The following is a 20,543-nucleotide window of genomic DNA, read 5'->3' as shown; positions in this document are numbered from 1 at the left end:
GCGCTCACTCCGAGGGTAACAAAAAAGTAACAAACCCGCGAGGGCGTGCTCACCGGCCAAGTGCGCGGCGCCCTCGCAGCGGCATGGGCAATCTTCCCTCGTGTTGACGGCAATATCACGGGTGTGATCAACAATCCGAGTTTGTGCCTCCTCAAATCTTGCAACTTGGTGGGTGGCATCTGGAACTGGGCGCGCGGCGAGGGCTAATCCCCCACCGAAAGGTGTGCCGGTTCGATTCCGGCCCCGGGCACCACAGGCTGGCTCTCCCCCGGGCTTCGCGCACTGCGTGTCGCTGCGCCAACCCCCTTCCGGGGGCGACACCGGTGGACCGGCGGAGCCGGTTCCACGGTGTCCCTGGCATCGCCCCCTCTTCTGCGTTCCCTCTGCTTCTAGGCCGATGCTGCCGGCGCTTCGCGCAGGCCGGTGTGCACCGTCGGGTGCGCCAGCCGCACGCGCAACTCCCGCTTGAGCCGCGTGTTGTCGAGCCGGCGCGATTCGCCCATGAAGCTCAGCAGTTGCAGCGGCAGCTGCCGCTCGGCCTCGCTGCGTGCCACGCGCGGCGGGCGGGGCATGCCGTAGAGATCGGCGGCCAGGTCGATGTAGTCGCCCATACGCAGCTCGGTGTCGTCGGCGGTGTGCACCACGCGCTGGGGCCTTCCGCGGAACAGGGCGGCGATGCAGGCGCTTGCAAGGTCGTCGGCATGGATGTGGCTCGTGAACACGTCGTCCTCGCGCCGCAGCACGGGGGTGCCGCGTTCGAGGCGCTGGCGCGGCGTGCCGTTCGGGCGATCGGGTGCATAGATGCCGGGGATGCGCAGGATGCTCGCGCGCACGCCGGCGCTGCGGCCGAGCCAGCGCACGGCGCGCTCGGCGTCGACGCGGCGGTGCGCGCGGGGGGTGTCGGGCCGTACGGCGCGGGTTTCGCTCACGCGGGCGCCGCCGCAGTCGCCGTAGACGCCGCTGGTGGAGCCGTAGACCAGCGCCAGCGGCGCGGCGCGCAGCCGCAGCGCGCGGACCAGCGCGGTGGTGCGCTGGTCGCGCCACCAGGCGGCGCCGCCGTCGCGCGCGGGCGGGGCGAGATGCAGCACGCGGGTGGCGATGCCGGCCAGCCGGCGCAGGCTCGCGGGATCGTCGAGGTTGCCCACGAGCGGGCGGATGCCCGCGGCTCGCAAGGCCGGCACGCGCTCGGACGATGAAGTGAGCGCCGCCAGCTGCATGCGCCCCGCCAGGCGGTGCGCCACGCGCTGGCCAACGTCGCCGCATCCGACGATCAGCAGGCGCTCGCGCCGGAAGCGGGCGGGCAGCGCGCCGGAAGGACTATTGATTGAAGGCAAAATCCGGGTTCCTTTCCCTTTTCAGACCAGGCTGAAAGAAGCCGAAGAATACCGATGACTGTTGCAGCGCCGCACGAAGCGGGCTTTTCCATCACCGTCGAGCCCAGCGGGCGTCATTTCGTGGTGCATGGCGACGAAACCATCCTCGCGGCCGGCATCCGGCAGGGCATCGGCCTGCCCTACGGCTGCAAGGACGGCGCCTGCGGCTCGTGCAAGTGCAAGAAGCTCTCGGGCGAGATCGAGCTCGGCCCGCACCAGAGCAAGGCCCTGAGCGCCGAAGAGCAGCTCGCGGGCTACGTGCTGACCTGCTGCGCGCATGCGAAGAGCGACGTGGTTCTCGAATCGCGCCAGGTCACCGAGGCCGGCGCGCTGCCGATCCGCAAGATGCCGGTGCGGGTGCTCGCGCTCACGCGGCTGTCGCACGACGTGATGAAGCTGCGCCTGCAGCTGCCGGCCGGCGAGCCGCTGCAGTTCCATGCGGGCCAGTACGTGGAGTTCATCCTGCGCGACGGCGCGCGCCGCAGCTACTCGATGGCGAATGCGCCGCACACGCTGGCCGAGCCCGGCACGGGCATCGAACTGCACCTGCGGCACCTGCCCGGCGGCAAGTTCACCGACCATGTGTTCAACACGATGAAGGAAAAGGAGATCCTGCGGATCGAAGGCCCCTACGGCAGCTTCTTCCTGCGCGAGGACGCCGACAAGCCGATCATCCTGCTGGCCTCGGGCACGGGCTTCGCGCCGATCAAGGCACTGCTCGAGCACATGAAGTTCAAGGGCATCGGGCGGCCCGCCACGCTCTACTGGGGCGGCCGCCGGCCCGAGGACCTCTACATGGACGACTGGATGCGCGCGCAACTGGCCGAGATGCCCAACCTGCGCTACGTGCCCGTGGTCTCCAACGCCACGCCCGAAGACAACTGGACCGGCCGCACCGGCTTCGTCCATCGCGCGGTGCTCGAGGACTTCGCCGACCTGTCGGGCCACCAGGTGTATGCCTGCGGCGCGCCGATCGTCGTCGAATCGGCCAAGCACGACTACGTGGCGCTCGCCGGACTGCCTGAAGAAGAGTTCTTCGCCGACGCCTTCACCACCGAGGCCGACAAGGCCCTGCCCTGACCGACCCGGCTGCTTTCCTTCCGGGGTTCCTGAAACGAGAAAAATGAAGACGAGACACTTCCTCCTCACCCTGTGCGCGGGCGCTGCGCTGATCGCCGCCGGCCATGCTTCGGCCCAGCAACGCCCGGTCCGCCTCGTGGTGCCCTACGCCGCGGGCGGGCCGATCGACATCACCGCCCGCGTGCTCGCGGAGCGCGTGAAGGACAGCCTGGGCACGGTCATCATCGACAACAAGCCCGGCGCGGGCGGCAACATCGGCGCCGACGCGGTCGCCAAGGCCGCGCCCGACGGCCTCACCATCGGCATCGCGGCGACCGCCACGCACGCGGTGAATCCATGGCTCTACAGCAAGATGCCGTTCAACGCCGCGAGCGACTTCGCGCCGATCACGCAGATGGTGCGCGTGCCGAACGTGCTGGTGATGAACGCCGAGACGGCGAAGCGCCTGAACATCAACACCGTGGCCGACCTGATCCGCTACGCCAAGGCCAACCCCGCGAAGCTCAACTACGGCAGCGGCGGCAACGGCAGCGCCGGGCACCTCGCGGGCGAGCTGTTCAAGAAGCAGGCCGGCATCTTCGCGCTGCACATTCCGTACAACGGCGGCAACCCGGCACAGCTCGCGCTGCTCTCGGGCCAGGTCGACTTCAACTTCGACAACCTCGCCACTGCCGCGCCGAACATCCGCTCGGGCAAGCTCAAGGCGATCGCGGTCACGAGCCTGCAGCGCAGCAGCGCGATGCCCGACGTGCCGCCGGTGTCCGACACGCTCAAGGGCTTCTCGATCGACACCTGGTGGGGGCTGGTCGCACCGGCGGGCACGCCGCACGACGTGGTCGCGAAGCTCAACCAGGCCTTCGTCGCCGCGCTCAACACGCCTGAGACCAAGACCCGCTTCGCGACGCTGCTGGCCGAGCCGGTCGCGAACTCGCCCGAGCAGTTCGGCGCGTTCATGAAGAGCGAACTCGCCAAGTACGAAGCGGTCGTGAAGGCCACCGGCGCGCGGGTGGATTGAGGACGGCCGCGGCCGCCGGGCCGGCCTCTATTCGCCGAGGTACGCCGCGCGCACGCGCGGATCGCGCAGCAGTTCCTTCGCGTCGCCGCTCATCGTGATGAGGCCCGACTCCATCACGTAGCCGCGGTCGGCAAGCTGCAGCGCACGGTTGGCGTTCTGCTCGACGAGCAGGATGGTCACGCCCTGCGACGCCACGTTCTGCACCACCTCGAAGATCTTGTCGCACATGATCGGCGACAGGCCCATGGTGGGCTCGTCGAGCAGCAGCACCTTGGGGCGCGCCATCAGCGCGCGGCCCATCGCGAGCATCTGCTGCTCGCCGCCCGACATGGTGCCCGCGAGCTGGTCCTTGCGCTCGCGCAGGCGCGGGAAGGTGACGAACACGCGCTCCATGTCGGCCGCGATCTCGGCCTTGTCCTTGCGGATGTAGGCGCCGATCTGCAGGTTCTCGGTGATCGTCATGCGCGTGAACACGCCGCGGCCCTCGGGCACCATCACGAGGCCCTCGCCCACGAGGTCCCAGGCGCCGCGGCCCTTGATGCTGCGGCCCAGGAACTCGATGTTGCCGGCGCCCGCGGGCAGCGTGCCCGTGATCGCCTTCATGGTGGTGGTCTTGCCCGCGCCGTTGGAGCCGATCAGCGAGACCAGCTCGCCCTCGCGCACCTCGAAGTCGACGCCCTTCACGGCCTGGATGCCGCCGTAGCCCACGCGCAGGCCCGAGACCTTCAGCAGCGTCTTGCCGCTGGCCGCGGCCGGTTGCGCCGCGGGGGCGGAAATGGTGGCTTCGCTCATGGTTGCAGTGGTGCTCATTTCAGTGGCCTCCCGTCCCGAGGTAGGCCTCGATGACCTTTTCGTTCTTCTGCACTTCGTACGGCGTGCCTTCGGCGATCTGCTTGCCGTAGTCGAGCACCGTGACGCGGTCGCACAGGCCCATGATGAGCTTGACGTCGTGTTCGATGATCAGGATGGTCCGGTCGTCCTTGCGGATGCGGTCGATCAGTTCGCGCAGCTGGACCTTCTCGGTCGAGTTCATGCCGGCGGCGGGCTCGTCGAGCGCGATCAGCTGCGGGTCGGTGGCGAGCGCGCGTGCGATCTCGAGCCGGCGCTGGTCGCCGTACGACAGCGTGCGCGCCTTGTAGTCGGCGAACTTGCCGATGCCGACGTAGTCGAGCAGTTGCTGCGCGCGGTCGGCAATGGCCTTTTCCTCGTCCTTGAACGAGCGGGTGCGCAGCATCGCGCCGAACACGCCCGATTGCGTGCGGATGTGGCGGCCCACCATCACGTTCTCGAGCGCCGTCATTTCGGCGAACAGGCGGATGTTCTGGAAGGTGCGCGCGATGCCGGCCTTGGCGACCTCGTGCACCGCGGTGGGCTGGTAGGGCTTGCCGGCAAGCTCGAAGCTGCCGCTGTCGGGCGTGTAGAGCCCGGTGATCACGTTGAAGAAGGTGGTCTTGCCGGCGCCGTTGGGGCCGATCAGGCCGTAGACCTGGCCGCGCTTGATCGTGATGCCCACGTCCGAGAGCGCCTGCAGGCCGCCGAAGCGCTTGGAGATGCCGCGGACTTCGAGGATGTTGTCTGTGGTCGTCATGTCTTTGCTCTCTCGCTCACGGATTGATCGACATGGGACGCGAGGCATCGCCGGGCAGCTGGTCGGCCGGCGTGTCCACGCCGGGCGCATGCGTCTGCAGCGAGCCCGGTGCGACGGTGGCGTGCGCCGGATCGACCGGCACGCCGCCCTTCTTCGTCAGCGTCTTGCCATGCTCGGGCGACGGCCAGAGGCCGCGCGGGCGCACGAGCATGATGACGATCATCGCGAGCGCGATGAAGAGCTGGCGCAGGATCGAGGCGTCGAGGCGGCCGTCGGTCATGGCCTGCAGCGGGCCGGCGACGTAGCGCAGCACCTCGGGCAGCGCGGCGAGCAGCACCGCGCCGAGGATCACGCCCGGCAGGTGGCCGATGCCGCCGAGCACGACCATGGCGACGATCATCACGGACTCCATGAGGCTGAACGACTCGGGCGAGACGAAGCCCTGGAAGGCCGCGAACATCGCGCCCGAGACGCCGCCGAAGCTCGCGCCCATGCCGAAGGCCAGCAGCTTCATGTTGCGCGTGTTGATGCCCATCGCCTTGGCGGCGATCTCGTCCTCGCGGATCGCCATCCAGGCGCGGCCGATGCGCGACACCTGCAGGCGATGCGAGATGATGATCGTGGCGACCACCAGCGCGAGGAACAGGTAGTAGTACAGCGTGACCGAGGAGATCGTGAAGCCGTCGAACTTCCACGACTTGCCGAGGTCGAGGCCCCAGAACTTGATGGAGTCGATGGCCGTGATGCCCTTCGGACCGTTGGTGATGTTGATCGGCTGGTCGAGGTTGTTCAGGAACACGCGGATGATCTCGCCGAAGCCGAGCGTCACGATCGCGAGGTAGTCGCCGCGCAGCTTCAGCGTGGGCGCGCCGAGCAGCACGCCGAGCACGCCCGCGAGCACCAGCGCCAGCGGTATCACGATCAGCAGCGAGGTGTGCAGCCCGTTCGGGAACATGGCCTTGAACCACGGGAAGGTGTCCGACAGGTGCGACGAGCCCATCAGCGCGAACAGGTACGCCCCGACCGCGAAGAAGGCCACGTAGCCGAGGTCGAGCAGGCCGGCGTAGCCGACCACGATGTTCAGGCCGAGCGCGAGCATCACGTAGAGCAAGGCGATGTCGGCGATGCGGACCCAGGCGTTGCCCTGGCTCTGCAGGAAGATGGGCAGCGCGAGCACGGCGACGACGCCGAGGATGTAGAGCGCGAGGTTCTTGCTGTTCTTCATGGTGCGATGCTCCTCAGGCACGGTCCGCCACGCGCTCGCCGAGCAGGCCCGAGGGCCGCAGCGTGAGCATGACGATCAGCACGATGAACGCGAAGATGTCGCTGTAGTTGCTGCCGAGCACGCCGCCGGTCAGCGAACCGATGTAGCCCGACCCGATCGCTTCGATCAGCCCAAGCAGGATGCCGCCGACCACCGCGCCCGCGAGGTTGCCGATGCCGCCGAACACCGCCGCCGTGAAGGCCTTGAGGCCGGGCAGGAAGCCCATCGCATGCTGCGCGATGCCGTAGTTGGAGGCGTACATCACGCCCGCGATGGCCGCGAGCACGGCGCCGATGATGAAGGTGGCGGAGATCACCATGTCGGGCCGGATGCCCATGAGCGCCGCGACGCGCGGGTTCTCAGCGGTGGCGCGCATCGCGCGGCCGAGCTTGGTGTAGTTGACCAGCCACATCAGCACCACGAGCGAGAAGGCGGTGACGCTGAGGATCATGACCTGCGTGGGCGAGATCACGGCGCCGCCGACATGGATCGGATCGGTGGGCAGGAGGTTGGGATAGGCCTTGTTGGTGGGCTTCCAGATGATCATCGCCAGCGTCTGCAGCAGGATCGACATGCCGATGGCGGTGATCAGCGGCGCGAGCTTGGGGCTGTTGCGAAGCGGCCGGTAGGCGACCTTCTCGATCACGAAATTCAACGTGGCGGCCACCACGCAGGCAATGACCAGCGCGATGACGAGAACCAGCCAGCCGGGCGCGCCGGGCATCGATTCCTGCATGAGGCCGATGATGGTCCAGCTGGTGAGCGCGCCCACCATCAGCACTTCACCGTGCGCAAAGTTGATCAGATTGATGATGCCGTACACCATGGTATAGCCCAAGGCTATCAAGGCATACATGCTGCCGAGTACCAGACCGTTGATGATCTGCTGCAGCAATATTTCCATAACGCGTTCCTATTTGTTGCCCCGTTGCGGGGTGCTGTTCACCCACCGTGGCACCGGTTGGGCGCCCTGGCCTGAATAAGCAAAAAACCAGCCAGCATGTGGCGCCGGCTGATTTGTGGCCGGGATTGTAAGCACCCACCAGCGCCGTTTTGGTGCGGGGTGCCCGGGGGTTTACCCGCTCACCTCATGCCGTATGCGCGTGAGGTCATGCGCACCGTATGCGGATCGTGAAAACGCGTATCACTGGCCGCGCTCGGCATTGCGCCGGCGCAGCTCGCGGAGCTTCTCTGCGATGCGGATCTCGAGCCCGCGCTCGACGGGCTCGTAGAAGACCTGGCCCTCGAGGCCATCGGGCAGGTAGCGCTCGCCGGCGGCAAAGCCACCCTCCTCGTCGTGCGCATAGCGGTAGCCCTTGCCGTAGTCGAGGTCCTTCATGAGCTTGGTGGGCGCATTGCGCAGGTGCATCGGCACGGGCCGCGTGCTGTCCTTGCGCACCAGCGCGCGGACCTCGTTGTAGGCGGTGTAGACGGCGTTCGACTTCGGTGCCATCGCGAGATAGACCACGCATTCCGCCAGCGCGAGCTCGCCTTCGGGCGTACCCAGCCGCTCGTAGACCTCGGCCGCGTCGAGCGCGAGCCGCAGCGCCCGTGGATCCGCCAGGCCGATGTCTTCGCTCGCCATGCGGATCAGCCGGCGCGCCATGTAGCGCGGATCGGCACCGCCGTCGAGCATGCGCACGAACCAGTAGAGCGAGGCATCGGGATCGCTGCCGCGCACCGACTTGTGCAGCGCGCTGATGGTGTCGTAGAACTGCTCGCCGCCCTTGTCGTAGCGCCGCATCCGCTCGCCGAGCACGCGCAGCAGCCATTCGTCGGTGATCTGGCCGAGCTTCTCGGCGCGCGCCGCCACGGCCAGCGTCTCGAGCGTGTTGAGCAGCCGCCGTGCGTCGCCGTCGGCGTAGGCGATGAGGCGGTCGATCGCGGCCTCCTCGATCGCGGGCACGGCGTCGATGGCCTGCGCCTTGCCGACGATCTGCTTGAGATCGGCTTCGGTGAGCGGCTGCAGCACGTAGACCGCGGCGCGCGAAAGCAGGGCCGAGTTGACCTCGAACGAAGGGTTCTCGGTGGTCGCCCCGATGAAGGTGAAGAGGCCCGATTCCACATGCGGCAGGAAGGCGTCCTGCTGGCTCTTGTTGAAGCGGTGCACCTCGTCGACGAAGACGATGGTGCGCCGCTGTTCCAGCCCGTCGCGCGCGGCGGTGGCGCGTTCGACCGCCTCGCGGATGTCCTTCACGCCGCCGAGCACGGCGCTGATGCTGAGGAACTGCGCATCGAAGGCGTCGGCCATGAGCCGCGCGATCGTGGTCTTGCCGGTGCCGGGCGGCCCCCAGAGGATGCACGAATGCGGCTGGCCCGATTCGAAGGCGATGCGCAGCGGCATGCCCGCACCGAGCAGGTGCTGCTGGCCGATCACTTCGCCCAGCGTCTTCGGACGCAGGCGCTCGGCGAGGGGTTGATGCGAACTGGTGGCCAAACTGCCTTGCGCTTCCGTGGGTCTGCTATTGCTTGATGACGTCGGCGCCCGCCGGCGCCTTGAACTCGAACACGTTCGCGCCGAGCGCGGGGTTCACTTCGACCTTGCTGAACTTGAGCACCGAGCGCTGGCCGAAGCTGTCGAGGATCTCGAGCGCGGCGAGCGCATCGCCCTGGAAGCCGACCTGCACGTGCTGCAGCTGGCCGTCCTTGTTCTTCGGCGTGGCCTTGACCCACTGCAGGCCGTCGCGCTCCGGCGCGGCCTCGAGCGCGAAGTCGGCCTGCAATGCGCGCAGGTCGGGTGCGGCCGCGATCAGCGCGGCGGGCGTCGAGCCCAGTGCCTGCGACTGCGCGCGCTGCGTGACCTGGTTCAGGTCGGCGTCGTAGAGCCAGAGCGTCTTGCCGTCGGCCACGATCATCTGCGCGAAAGGCTTCTGGTAGTCGAACTTGAACTTGCCCGGGCGCTGGAATTCGAAGGTGCCGCTCGAGGTCTTGGAGCGCCCCGGCTGGCCGTCGCGCGGCGGCGCCGTGACGGTCTGGGTGAACTCGGCGCGGCCCGATTTCACGGTCTTCACGAAGGCCTCGAGGCTTTCGAGCCCGCCGGCCCAGGCATTGGCGGAACAGAGAAGGCCGACCAGCAGCCAGTGACGGATTTTCATGGGGAGTTCCTCAGCATGCGAGCGAGTTGCGTTGCGTTGCGTTGCCATCGACCATACCGCGCCGCACGTTGCGGCATGCAGGGGCGCGATGAAGTTTTGCAACGCTATCGCAGTCTTTGCAACCGGCTTGTCAGCGCGTAACGGGGCGGCGGGCAGGTCTTTGGCGACTATTCGGCGCGTGCCGGCACGAGGATCTCGCGCTGGCCGCTGCCGCTCATGGCGCTCACGAGGCCGGCCTTTTCCATGTCTTCCACCAGCCGCGCGGCGCGGTTGTAGCCGATCTTCAGGTGGCGCTGCACCAGCGAGATGCTGGCCTTGCGGTTCTTGAGCACCACTTCGACCGCCTGGTCGTACATCGGATCCTTCTCGCCGTCGCCGCCATCGCCGCCGAGCATGTCGCCTTCGCCATCGACCGTGCCGCCCTCGAGCACGCCCTCGATGTAGTCGGGCTCGCCCTGGCTCTTGAGGTAGGCCACCACGCGGTGCACCTCGTCGTCGCTCACGAAGGCGCCGTGCACGCGGATCGGCAGGCCGGTGCCGCTCGGCATGTAGAGCATGTCGCCCATGCCGAGCAGCGCCTCGGCGCCCATCTGGTCGAGGATGGTGCGACTGTCGATCTTGCTCGACACCTGGAACGCGATGCGGGTCGGGATGTTGGCCTTGATGAGGCCCGTGATCACGTCGACGCTCGGGCGCTGCGTGGCGAGGATCAGGTGGATGCCGGCCGCGCGCGCCTTCTGCGCGAGGCGCGCGATCAGCTCTTCGATCTTCTTGCCGACCACCATCATCAGGTCGGCCAGTTCGTCGATCACCACCACGATGTGCGGCTCGCGCTTGAGCGGCTCGGGATCGTCGGGCGTGAGGCTGAAGGGGTTGTAGATGAATTCCTCGCGCGCCTTGGCCTCGTCGATCTTGGTGTTGTAGCCCGCCAGGTTGCGCACGCCGAGCTTGCTCATGAGCTTGTAGCGGCGCTCCATCTCGGCCACGCACCAGTTGAGGCCGTGCGCGGCCTGGCGCATGTCGGTGACCACGGGCGCGAGCAGGTGCGGAATGCCTTCGTAGACCGACATCTCGAGCATCTTCGGGTCGATCATGAGCAGGCGCACGTCGCGCGCCTCGGCCTTGTAGAGCAGCGAAAGGATCATCGCGTTGATGCCCACCGACTTGCCCGAACCGGTGGTGCCGGCCACGAGCACGTGCGGCATCTTCGCGAGGTCGGCCACCACGGGGTTGCCGATGATGTCCTTGCCGAGGCCCATCGTGAGCATCGACTTGCCTTCGTTGTAGACCTGCGAGCCGAGGATCTCGCTGAGCTTGATCGACTGCCGCTTGGCGTTCGGCAGTTCGAGCGCCATGTAGTTCTTGCCGGGGATGGTCTCGACCACGCGGATCGACACCAGCGAGAGCGAACGTGCCAGGTCCTTGGCGAGGTTGACGATCTGCGAGCCCTTGACGCCGGTGGCGGGCTCGATCTCGTAGCGCGTGATGACCGGCCCCGGCGAAGCGAGCACCACGCGCACCTCGACACCGAAGTCCTTGAGCTTCTTCTCGATCATGCGCGAGGTCATCTCGAGCGTGTCGGCCGAGACGGTTTCCTGGCGCGCCTGCGCGGGGTCGAGCAGGTCGACCTGCGGCAGCTTGCTGTCGGGCAGTTCCTTGAAGAGCGGCTTCTGGCGCTCCTTGGCGACGCGGTCGCTCTTCGGCACTTCGGCCAGCGCGGGTTCGATCTGGACCGGCGGCGAGGGAGCCCGGCGCTTGGGCCGGGGCTCGATGTGCAGTTCCTCGTCGTCCGCCAGCGCGGCCGGCTCGCTGTCGGGCGTGCGCGAGAACGGAGGATCCTCGGCCTCCGCGCGCTCGCGGGCCGCCTGCTTGCCCATGGCGATGTCGGCCGCGAGTTCGCGCTTCTCGCGGCGCGATTCGAACAGCGAGTAGGCCCGCGCGCCGATGCGCTCGGCGATCTGGGTCCACGAGAAACGGAACACCAGCGCCGAACCGATCACGCCCGCGGCGATGGCCACCAGCGCCGAGCCGGTGAAGCCCATCCAGCGCACGCTCGCGGGCCCCACGAGATAGCCCAGTACGCCCCCGCCCGAGCCCGGCAGATGGGATTCGAGGCGGTACAGGCGCGACCACTCGAGCACCGCGCTCGCGGACAGCAGCAGCAGCAGCCCGAACCAGAAGGCGATCCGGCTGCGGTTGAAACGACCGCGCACGGGTTGCTCGCCCTGCGCGGCTTCGCCGCCGCGCAGCCAGTTGGCGAGGGACGAAAGCCATGCGCGCAGGCCCGCCGCGAGGCACCACCAGACCGAGTAGCCGGCGAGGAAATAGCTGCCGTCGGCGAGCCAGGCGCCGATGCGGCCGCCCCAGTTCTTGATCTCGCCGCCCGTGCCGGAGGTCGACCACGCCGCATCGGAAGGCGTGAAGCTCAGCATCGCCAGCAGCCAGAACAGCAGGGCCGCGAAACCGGCGATCAGCGTGATCTCGTGGGCGAAGCGCATGGCGCGCATGCGCACGGGCTGCCCTTCGTCGGCGGAAGAGGATTGAAGCGTATTGAGCGAATAGGTCATGAAAAACGCGGCACCCGAGCCCGGAAAGCGGCGGCCCGAGGCCTGAACACTACAACAAAAGGGCCCGGCCGCGGCCACCCGCTCCCGGGCTTCACGCGAGCGACAGGAGCCGCTCCTTCACGAGCATGGAGCCGTCGTCCTGGGTCTGGACGAAGCCGCGCTCTTCGAGGTCCTTCATCACGCGGCTCACCATCTCGCGCGAGGCGCCCACCATTTTCGCGAGGTCCTGGCGCGAGATCTTGTCGCGCACCTTGAGGTTGCCCGCACCGTCGGCGGTGGCGAACTCGAGCAGCGAGCGCGCCACGCGGCCGTAGACGTCCATCAGCGCCAGCGACTCGATCTTGCGGTCGGCATGGCGCAGGCGCTGCACCAGGCCGCGCATGATGTTGTAGGCCATCGAGGAGTTCTCGGGCAGGCAGCGCGAGAAGGCCTCGCGGCCGAGCATGAGCACGTCGCACTGGATCTCGGCGCGGACGGTGGCCGAATGCGGCTCGTCGTCGATCAGGCTCATCTCGCCGATGTGGTCGCCGGTGTGCAGCGTGGCCAGGATCACTTCGCGGCCCCGGCTGTCGGCACTGGTCACGCGCGCGCGGCCCGTGAGGATGATGTAGAGAGCATCGGACTTCTTGCCCTGCTCGACGATGATTTCCGCACGCTTGAAACGCTTCTTGACGATCGTGTCCGCGATGCTCGCGGACTGCGAAGGTGTCAGCGACGCGAACAGCGGAACACGTCTGAGCAACTCAAGATTGGACAGCATTGACATCGATCGATCCCTGATACGGCGCGGCAGCCCATCTTTTGTGAGACTGATGGATTACTACAATCACGCCCATTGAAAACGCCTCCCACCGGGTGTTGAACCAGGCGGTGATACTCCCTAACTAACAGTACCACCCTGAAAATGTACACGCTGACGCAGCGCAAATCCTAGGTTTTCTATTCATCACCCTATGTCCGCCACCCAACACGCCAAGGTCTTGATTCTGGGCTCCGGCCCGGCCGGCTACACCGCCGCCGTCTATGCGGCGCGCGCCAACCTCCAGCCCCTGCTCATCACCGGCATCGCCCAGGGCGGCCAGCTGATGACGACCACCGAGGTCGACAACTGGCCCGCCGACGTGCACGGCGTGCAGGGCCCCGAGCTGATGCAGCGCTTCCTGGAGCATGCCGAGCGCTTCAAGACGCAGATCGTCTTCGACCACATCAACAAGGTCGACCTGAGCAAGCGCCCCTTCACGCTGACCGGCGACAGCGGCACCTACACCTGCGATTCGCTGATCATCGCCACCGGCGCTTCGGCGAAGTACCTGGGCCTGGACTCGGAACAGAAGTTCATGGGCCGCGGCGTCTCCGCCTGCGCCACCTGCGACGGCTTCTTCTACCGCGAGCAGGAGGTCTGCGTGATCGGCGGCGGCAACACCGCCGTCGAGGAAGCGCTCTACCTCGCCAACATCGCCAACAAGGTGACGCTGGTCCACCGCCGCGACAAGTTCCGCGCCGAGCCCATCCTGGTCGACAAGGTCAAGGAGAAGGTCGCCGAAGGCAAGATCGTGCTGAAGCTGCACAGCGAGCTCGACCAGGTGCTCGGCGACGATTCCGGCGTGACGGGCATCCGCATCAAGAACACCCAGACCGGCGCCACCGAGCAGATCGACCTCAAGGGCTGCTTCATCGCAATCGGACACCACCCCAACACCGACATCTTCCAGGGCCAGCTGGAGATGAAGGACAACTACATCCTCACGCGCTCGGGTCTGCAGGGCTTCGCCACGATGACCAGCATTCCCGGCGTCTTCGCCGCCGGCGACGTGCAGGACAACGTGTATCGGCAGGCCATCACCAGCGCCGGCACGGGCTGCATGGCGGCACTGGACGCCCAGCGCTTCCTGGAGCAGGACGGCACGCTCTGAGCCCCGCGCGGGCGCGTTTGCCTGCGCCGCGCCCAAAAGGGCTATAATCCAAGGCTTTGCCGAAACTGAGGCCCTTTCACGGGGCCTCGTTGCGAAGTGCGGCAAGCCGGGGTACCGCCACCCGTTTCTGGCGAGGTCAAGCTGCAAAACACCTGCAATCGCCCTGATTGCGCCGGTGCCAGCTGTTCAAGAAAGAGTGTCCTCATGGCACGCGTATGCGATATCACGGGCAAGGGCCCGATGGTCGGAAACAACGTTTCCCACGCCAACAACAAAACCAAGCGCCGGTTCCTGCCGAACCTGCAATACCGTCGTTTCTGGGTCGAAAGTGAAAACCGTTGGGTTCGCCTGCGTGTTTCGAGCGCCGCACTGCGCCTGATCGACAAGAACGGCATCGACGCCGTGCTCGCAGACCTGCGTGCGCGCGGCCAAGCCTAAGGAGCTGAATCATGGCAACGAGCAAAGGCGGACGCGAAAAGATCAAGCTGGAATCCACCGCGGGTACCGGCCACTTCTACACGACCAGCAAGAACAAGAAGACGATGCCTGAAAAGATGTCGATCATGAAGTTCGACCCGAAGGCGCGCAAGCACGTCGAATACAAGGAAATCAAGCTGAAGTAATTCGGCGCTCCTGGTTTTCCGAAAAAACCCCGCTGGGATGCCCCTGCGGGGTTTTTTTATTGCCCTTCCCTTCTCGGCGGCCTTCCGTCGATGGCCCGGCGTCGGGACGGCGAAGACGGGCGCAAAAAAGCCGGCATGAAGCCGGCTTTCTTTTCGATGGAGCGGCGCCGACAACGCGGCGCCACGGCAGGAGAGTAACGCTTCGCCCTTCAGGCCCGCGCTGCGCGCAGACGGGTCGAGAACTCGCGAAGGCCGGCAATGCCGCTGGCCTCCGCGCGGTGGCACCAGGCCGCCAGATCGGCCGCCAGCTGCTCGCGCGACTGCGAGGTGTTGAGCCAGAGCTGGCGCAGTTCTTCGCGCATCGTGACCATCTTGTCGATGACCGGATGGGCAGCGCGCGCCTGCACGAGGTGGGTGCGGGCCGAAGCAGGCACCTTGTCGTCGTCTCGATGCAGCCAGTTCTTCGCGGCCTTGAGCACCGAAATGTCGCCACCGCGGGTCTTGAGCGCAACGAGCTCGGCACGGGTGACGCGGCGCATTTCGCGCGCATAGCCGGCCATCACTTCGTAGCGGTTGGCGATGACTGCCTCGAGCGTCTTCTCGTCGGCCACCGGGCGGATGTCGCCGATCTGCATCTTCGGCGGCAGCTTCTTGACCTTGGCCCAGCCGATCTTCTGCATCATCTGGATGTAGACCCAGCCGATGTCGAATTCATACTTCTTGACCGAGAACTTGGCTGCCGTCGGATAGGTGTGATGGTTGTTGTGCAGCTCTTCGCCACCGATGATCACGCCCCACGGGAACACGTTGCGGCTCGCATCGGGCGCCTCGAAGTTGCGGTAGCCCCAGTAGTGGCCGATGCCGTTGATGATGCCGGCCGCAGTGATCGGGATCCACAGCATCTGCACGGCCCAGACCGAGAGGCCAACCACGCCGAACAGCGCGAGGTTGAGCACGAGCATCAGCCCGACGCCCTGCCAGCTGTAGCGCGAGTACAGGTTGCGCTCGATCCAGTCGTCGGGCGTGCCGTGGCCATAGCGCTCGATCGTGTCCTTGTTCTTCGACTCGGCGCGGTACAGCTCGGCGCCGCGCCAGAGGACTTCCTCGATGCCCTTGACCTGCGGGCTGTGGGGATCTTCCTCGGTCTCGCACTTGGCGTGGTGCTTGCGGTGGATGGCCACCCACTGCTTGGTCACCATGCCGGTGCCGATCCAGAGCCAGAACCGGAAGAAATGCGACGGCACGGGACCGAGGTCCATGGCCCGGTGGGTCTGCGTGCGGTGCAGGAAGAGCGTGACCGCGGCGATCGTGATGTGCGTGGTGACGAGCGTGTACAACACGATCTGCCACCATGTGAGGTCCCACAAGCCGTGTCCGAGCCAGTCGATGGCCGCGCTCAAAACCGCAGAGTCAGGAATCAACATTGAGTTTGGTGCTCCATGGCCGCACGAAGGTGCAGCTTTTTTCATTCAGTGAGTAAGTGCGCAATTTTAAGGCAGCAGGGCCGAAACGAGGCCCTTTGTCCTTTGGCAAAAGCGCAGATTTACCCTGATTTGGAGTGCAATACCTATTTACGGTTCCATACGGCGGCAAAAAAGCCGTCGGTCGCGTGGCGGTGGGGCCACAGCCGCAGATAGCGGTGTCCGTCCGGCCCGCCGGCGCAAAGCGCCTCGAAACCCTCCACCTTGAGCGCCTGCAGCAGCGGCGCGGCGTCCTGCGGCACGAACTCCGGGTTGGCCGCGCCGAAGGCCTCGGCGATGGCCTCGTTTTCCTCGGGCAGCACGCTGCAGGTGGCATAGACCAGCCGGCCGCCGGGTTTCACAAGACGGGATGCGCTCTGCAGGATCGCCGTCTGCTTGGCCGTGAGCTCCTCGACCGACTTGGCCGACTGGCGCCATTTGAGGTCGGGATTGCGGCGCAGCGTGCCAAGCCCCGAGCAGGGCGCGTCCACCAGCACCCGGTCGATCTTGCCGGCGAGGCGCTTGACGCGTTCGTCGCGCTCGTGGGCGATGGCCGCCGGATGGACGTTCGACAGCTTGCTGCGCGCCAGCCTGGGCTTGAGCGCATCGAGCCGGTGGGCGGAGGTGTCGAAGGCATACAGCCGGCCGGTGCTGCGCATCGTGGCGCCGATCGCGAGCGTCTTGCCGCCGGCACCGGCGCAGAAATCGACCACCATCTCGCCCCGCTTGGCGTCGAGCAGCAGCGCCAGCAGCTGGGAGCCCTCGTCCTGCACCTCGATCGCGCCGCGCGCGAAGGCGTCCAGCTTGGTCAGGGCGGGCTTGCCCTCGATGCGCAGTCCCCAGGGCGAGAACGGCGTGGCCTGCGAAGGCACGCCGGCCTTGGCGAGTTCGGCCTTGACCTCCGCGCGCTTGTCGGTCAGGGCATTGACGCGCAGATCGAGCGGCGCGGGCTGCTGCAGGCTCTCAGCCAGCGCCCAGAAGCCCTCGCCCACCTGCGCCTTGAGCGGCGCGACCAGCCATTCGGGGAGGTTGTGACGGTGCCGCTCGAGCAGGTCCTCGGGCTTGACGGCGTCGCAGTTGTCCAGCCAGCGCTTCTCGGTGTCGTTGAGGGCGCTCTTGAGGAAGTCGCGCGGGCCGTGGAAGCCCAGGATGGCCATGCGGCGCTCCTTCGGGCCGCTGCCCGAGGGCGAGAGGTGGTCGAACAGGAGCTTCTTGCGCAGCACGGTGTAGACCGTCTCGGCGAGCGTGGCCCGCTCGCGCGGCCCGAGTTCGCGGTGATCGCGGAAAAAGCGCGACACGACCTGGTCGGCGGGGTGATCGAATTTCAGGACAAGGCCCACCAGATCGGCGGCGGCCTCCAACAGGGCTTTGGGGTGCATGCCCCGATTGTCTCAGCCGCCGCGCGTCCAGGTCGGTCCGAAGGCCTGGCGCTCGATGTCGGCCAGGGTCGGCGAGTGGCCGGCCCAGAGCACCAGCCCCATGCCCGGCAGGCTCAGGGTCTGCTCGAGTTCGCGGCAGAGCTGCCAGCGCTCGGCGTCCTCCAGTTTCGGCAGCTCGACGAACACCACGTAGGCGCGTCGCCAAGGGAATTCGCGCAGGTTCTTGCGCACCACCCAGGCCCGCGACACCGGGAGGCAGCGCGCCAGGTCGGCGCGCAGTTCGCCGAGTTCGTGGTCGCCCAGGTCATGCCGCGCGATCTGGCTGAAGAAAGGCGTCTCCGTCAGCTCTTCCCAGGCGCGCGCTTCGGCGTCCTCGGCCTCCTTGAGACGGCCCCGCCATAGCTTGAGCGAGGCTTCGTCGTGCGTTCCGGCGTCCGGGTCCTCCAGCGCCGCGACCGCGGTCTTCGCGGCCCACCAGCGGTTCGCCGCGCCCGCCTGGTGCAGCCGGTCGAGCACGGCCAGCCGTTCGGCGCGCTCGCGCGCGGGCAGCACCTGGGCCAGGCCGCGCAGTGCGCCCGGATGCTCGGGCGCGATCTGCAGCGCGGACTCGTAGCGCGCGCGCACCGGCGCGGACGGATCGAGCCGGCGTTCGGCGTCGGCCCACTCGACCCACTCGTCGGGCGTGCGCTCCCGCTTGACCGCCAGCAGCTCGACCCGGGCGCGGATGCGCGAGCGGTGCGCATGGTGCTGCTTCCAGTCCGTGGCATGGGCACGGCGCCACTGCCTGTCGAAATGGGCGATCCACTTGGCGCCGTCGGCCAGCATGCCGAGCGCCGGCTGGGCGGACCATGCCGGCACCGCGGCCTTCTGGCCCAGTGCTTCCAGCCGGTCGCGCAGCACCGGATGGGTGTCGTCCAGGTCGCTGACCTGCCGCATCGCCTCGCGCAGCGCATGGCGTGCGAATGCGTCGTCCAGCGGCTTGCCGGCCTGCGCCATCAGCGCCTGGAACGGGCCCGGCGGCTCCGGCTCGCGCTCGGCGCGCGCCCAGTGCGCAGCCCAGAATTCCTCGGCGTACCAGCTGTCCTTGATGGCGATCTCGGTCAGCGCCGCCGCGGCCACGGGCGCGCCCAGCAGGCGTGCGGCGATGCGGTCGGCCTCGTATTCGTCCTGCCGCGCGAGCGCGAAGGTGCGGGCGGCGAAGCGCGGAAAGTACCACCGAAAGAAGGCTTGCGACACCAGCGCCATCACGCCCTCGTCCTGCTGCAGGCTCTCGTCCAGCTTCAGCCACGACAGCCGCGTGCGGTAGATCCAGGCGCTGAGCTTGCCGTGCTGGCCGCGCAGGTGCCCGTATTCGTGCGCCAGCACCGACAGCAACCGCTGGCGGTCGAGCATCATCAGGAGCGGCAGCCCGACGGTGAGCGAATTGACGGCCCCGCCGAACAGGCCGAAGCGCGGCACCTGCCGGATGCTGGCGTTGAACGCATCGTCGAGGTAGACGCGATGGACCGGCGGCCCCTTGATCTTCGCGCGGATGCGGTCGAGCGCCTCGAACAGCATCGGGGCGTCGGCGCGCGAGAGCGCCTGCCCCTCGGGCTCGTCGAAGCGGACCCAGAGCGCGCGCAGCGTCGCCCAGAGCAGGCCGAGCGCGAACAACAGCAGCCAGCCGCGCGTGAAACTGAAGCGTCCGCGCTGCGCCGCGAGCGCCACCCAGGCGATGATGCCGACCGACAGGGCCAGGCAGGCCAGCACCCAGGCATAGCCCAGCGCCGCGAACGCGGCGACGCCGCGCCGGTAGCGCACGCTGTCGTCGGCGCTGGCATGCTCGCTCAGGCGCACGAGGTGAACGAAATCGGCGCGATCCATCCCACTGCCCTCCAATCCCATCCATCCGAAGAAAGAAGCAAGACGTGAAAGACGACGACCTGCCCCCGCTGATCGAGACGCCTCCCGGCCGCTACCGCCACTACAAGGGCGGCGAATACGAGGTGCTGGGCACCGTGCGGCACAGCGAGACGCTGGAACCGATGACGCTCTACCGCGCGCTCTACGGCGCCCGGGGCCTGTGGGTTCGCCCGGCCGCGATGTTCGGCGAGACGGTGGAAGTCGACGGCGTCCGCCGGCAGCGCTTCACACCGGTCTGAAGGGGCGCCTCAGCCGCAGCGGACGTCCGTCACCCGGCCGCGCGCATCCACGTCGAGGTTGAGGCGGCCGCCGTTGAGTTCCATCGTCACTGCCTCGCCCGGCTTCAGCGCGCGCACCGTGCCGGCGCCGGCGCGGACGCGGGCTGCGGCTTCGAGCTGCGGCGACAGTTGCTGCCCCACCGCGAAGCGGGCGCCGTCGGCGTTGCACTGGAACACCGGCTCGGGCGGCGCAGCGGGTGCGGGGGCCGGCGCAGGCGCCGGGGCGGCGCAGGCCGACAGCAGGATGACGCCGGAGGCGGCGAGCAGTAGCGATTGGGTTTTCAACTGGGGCTCCCGAAAACCCGCGAATATAAACAAATTTAACGACTGTGACCCAATGTATCGGCGAGCCAGCCGGCGATGGCGCGTGGATACAACTGGTGCTCCTGGGCGAGCACGCGCTCCGCGAGCGCGGCGGCGGTGTCGCCCGGCAGCACCGGCACCACCGACTGCGCCAGGATCGGACCGTGGTCGAGTTCGCTCGTCACCTGGTGCACCGTGACGCCGGCCACCTTGCAGCCCGCATCGATCGCACGCTGGTGCGTGTGGAGCCCCGGAAACGCCGGCAGCAGCGAGGGATGGATGTTGACCAGCCGGCCCGCGTAGCGGTCGACGAAGCCCGGCGTCAGGATGCGCATGAAGCCCGCGAGCACCACCAGCGCCGGTGCGTGCGCATCGATCTCCGTGGCGAGCGCCGCGTCGAAGGCTTCGCGGCTCGGGAACGCCTGGTGCGGCACCACGGCCGTGGCGATGCCGCGCGCTTTCGCGAGCGCCAGCCCGCCCGCCTCGGCCTTGTTGCTGACGACCGCCGCCACGCGCGCACCGAAGCGCTCGGCCCAGCGGTCGCGCTCCGCGGCGCGCACGATGGCCGCCATGTTGGAGCCGCCGCCGGAGATCAGGATCACGATGTTCTTCATGGGAGGGCGGGATTATCTGTGCTCTGCCCCTTGTCGCCGCGCGGACACCAGTTCACAGCACGACCGTGCTAAAACTCCGGGTTCCGGAG

Annotated in this window: 20 protein-coding genes; 6 read left to right on the top strand and 14 right to left on the bottom strand. The window is 67.6% G+C overall.

Annotated features, from left to right (window positions below; translation table 11 throughout):
- Positions 1 to 389: 389 nt before the first annotated feature.
- On the bottom strand, positions 390 to 1,334 hold the full coding sequence (locus tag M2165_RS15455; protein WP_280815488.1) for an NAD-dependent epimerase/dehydratase family protein: 945 nt from the start codon (positions 1,332 to 1,334) through the stop codon (positions 390 to 392).
- 54 nt (positions 1,335 to 1,388) lie between these two features.
- Between M2165_RS15455 and M2165_RS15450 the strand changes: the two genes are divergently transcribed.
- Both M2165_RS15450 and M2165_RS15445 read left to right on the top strand, forming a co-directional pair.
- On the top strand, positions 1,389 to 2,453 hold the full coding sequence (locus M2165_RS15450) for a CDP-6-deoxy-delta-3,4-glucoseen reductase (RefSeq protein ID WP_280815487.1): 1,065 nt from the start codon (positions 1,389 to 1,391) through the stop codon (positions 2,451 to 2,453).
- Positions 2,454 to 2,496: 43 nt separating this feature from the next.
- Positions 2,497 to 3,468: a tripartite tricarboxylate transporter substrate binding protein gene (locus tag M2165_RS15445; protein ID WP_280815486.1), complete on the top strand. Its 972-nt coding sequence runs from the start codon at positions 2,497 to 2,499 to the stop codon at positions 3,466 to 3,468.
- Between the two features lie 27 nt (positions 3,469 to 3,495).
- Here the strand turns inward: M2165_RS15445 and M2165_RS15440 are convergent, their stop codons facing one another.
- From M2165_RS15440 to M2165_RS15405, 8 genes are all read right to left on the bottom strand, one after another.
- Entirely contained in the window at positions 3,496 to 4,260 is a 765-nt protein-coding gene (locus M2165_RS15440; RefSeq protein WP_280817547.1) for an ABC transporter ATP-binding protein, read from the bottom strand.
- A gap of 19 nt (positions 4,261 to 4,279) precedes the next feature.
- On the bottom strand, positions 4,280 to 5,056 hold the full coding sequence (locus tag M2165_RS15435; protein ID WP_280815485.1) for an ABC transporter ATP-binding protein: 777 nt from the start codon (positions 5,054 to 5,056) through the stop codon (positions 4,280 to 4,282).
- 16 nt (positions 5,057 to 5,072) lie between these two features.
- Positions 5,073 to 6,281, bottom strand: a complete 1,209-nt coding sequence (locus tag M2165_RS15430) for an ABC transporter ATP-binding protein (RefSeq protein WP_280815484.1) — start codon at positions 6,279 to 6,281, stop codon at positions 5,073 to 5,075.
- Between the two features lie 13 nt (positions 6,282 to 6,294).
- Positions 6,295 to 7,224 carry a branched-chain amino acid ABC transporter permease gene (locus tag M2165_RS15425; protein ID WP_280815483.1) on the bottom strand — a complete coding sequence of 310 codons (930 nt, stop codon included), beginning with the start codon at positions 7,222 to 7,224 and terminating at the stop codon, positions 6,295 to 6,297.
- 240 nt (positions 7,225 to 7,464) lie between these two features.
- Complete coding sequence (locus tag M2165_RS15420; protein WP_280815482.1) at positions 7,465 to 8,757, bottom strand: replication-associated recombination protein A; 1,293 nt, start codon at positions 8,755 to 8,757, stop codon at positions 7,465 to 7,467.
- A gap of 25 nt (positions 8,758 to 8,782) precedes the next feature.
- Positions 8,783 to 9,415, bottom strand: coding sequence for an outer membrane lipoprotein chaperone LolA (gene lolA / locus M2165_RS15415; protein ID WP_280815481.1), 633 nt, complete (start codon positions 9,413 to 9,415; stop codon positions 8,783 to 8,785).
- Between the two features lie 167 nt (positions 9,416 to 9,582).
- Positions 9,583 to 11,982, bottom strand: a complete 2,400-nt coding sequence (locus M2165_RS15410; RefSeq protein ID WP_280815480.1) for a DNA translocase FtsK — start codon at positions 11,980 to 11,982, stop codon at positions 9,583 to 9,585.
- A gap of 91 nt (positions 11,983 to 12,073) precedes the next feature.
- Positions 12,074 to 12,748, bottom strand: a complete 675-nt coding sequence (locus tag M2165_RS15405) for a Crp/Fnr family transcriptional regulator (RefSeq protein ID WP_280815479.1) — start codon at positions 12,746 to 12,748, stop codon at positions 12,074 to 12,076.
- Between the two features lie 187 nt (positions 12,749 to 12,935).
- Between M2165_RS15405 and trxB the strand changes: the two genes are divergently transcribed.
- The 3 genes from trxB (at position 12,936) to rpmG (ending at position 14,518) form a co-directional block, all read left to right on the top strand.
- On the top strand, positions 12,936 to 13,895 hold the full coding sequence (trxB, locus tag M2165_RS15400; RefSeq protein WP_280815478.1) for a thioredoxin-disulfide reductase: 960 nt from the start codon (positions 12,936 to 12,938) through the stop codon (positions 13,893 to 13,895).
- Positions 13,896 to 14,099: 204 nt separating this feature from the next.
- Positions 14,100 to 14,333, top strand: coding sequence for a 50S ribosomal protein L28 (rpmB, locus tag M2165_RS15395; RefSeq protein WP_280815477.1), 234 nt, complete (start codon positions 14,100 to 14,102; stop codon positions 14,331 to 14,333).
- An 11-nt stretch (positions 14,334 to 14,344) separates the two neighbouring features.
- Entirely contained in the window at positions 14,345 to 14,518 is a 174-nt protein-coding gene (gene rpmG, locus M2165_RS15390) for a 50S ribosomal protein L33 (RefSeq protein ID WP_007830291.1), read from the top strand.
- Between the two features lie 209 nt (positions 14,519 to 14,727).
- Here the strand turns inward: rpmG and M2165_RS15385 are convergent, their stop codons facing one another.
- The 3 genes from M2165_RS15385 to M2165_RS15375 form a co-directional block, all read right to left on the bottom strand.
- Positions 14,728 to 15,942: a fatty acid desaturase gene (locus tag M2165_RS15385; protein ID WP_280815476.1), complete on the bottom strand. Its 1,215-nt coding sequence runs from the start codon at positions 15,940 to 15,942 to the stop codon at positions 14,728 to 14,730.
- Between the two features lie 143 nt (positions 15,943 to 16,085).
- Positions 16,086 to 17,357: an RsmB/NOP family class I SAM-dependent RNA methyltransferase gene (locus tag M2165_RS15380; RefSeq protein WP_280815475.1), complete on the bottom strand. Its 1,272-nt coding sequence runs from the start codon at positions 17,355 to 17,357 to the stop codon at positions 16,086 to 16,088.
- A 12-nt stretch (positions 17,358 to 17,369) separates the two neighbouring features.
- Positions 17,370 to 19,220 carry a M48 family metalloprotease gene (locus M2165_RS15375; RefSeq protein WP_280815474.1) on the bottom strand — a complete coding sequence of 617 codons (1,851 nt, stop codon included), beginning with the start codon at positions 19,218 to 19,220 and terminating at the stop codon, positions 17,370 to 17,372.
- A gap of 44 nt (positions 19,221 to 19,264) precedes the next feature.
- Between M2165_RS15375 and M2165_RS15370 the strand changes: the two genes are divergently transcribed.
- On the top strand, positions 19,265 to 19,498 hold the full coding sequence (locus M2165_RS15370; RefSeq protein ID WP_280815473.1) for a DUF1653 domain-containing protein: 234 nt from the start codon (positions 19,265 to 19,267) through the stop codon (positions 19,496 to 19,498).
- 9 nt (positions 19,499 to 19,507) lie between these two features.
- Here M2165_RS15370 and M2165_RS15365 read toward each other — a convergent pair whose 3' ends face one another.
- A complete protein-coding gene (locus M2165_RS15365; protein ID WP_280815472.1) occupies positions 19,508 to 19,822 on the bottom strand; it encodes an I78 family peptidase inhibitor in 315 nt (104 codons plus the stop codon).
- 35 nt (positions 19,823 to 19,857) lie between these two features.
- Positions 19,858 to 20,454 carry a phosphoribosylglycinamide formyltransferase gene (purN, locus tag M2165_RS15360; protein ID WP_280815471.1) on the bottom strand — a complete coding sequence of 199 codons (597 nt, stop codon included), beginning with the start codon at positions 20,452 to 20,454 and terminating at the stop codon, positions 19,858 to 19,860.
- Between the last annotated feature and the right edge of the window lie 89 nt (positions 20,455 to 20,543).

The sequence above is a fragment of the Variovorax sp. TBS-050B genome (genome assembly GCF_029893635.1).
GTDB lineage: Bacteria > Pseudomonadota > Gammaproteobacteria > Burkholderiales > Burkholderiaceae_C > Variovorax.
The sequence above is the reverse complement of the archived record's forward strand: the minus strand, read 5'-3'. Positions and strand labels throughout refer to the sequence as shown.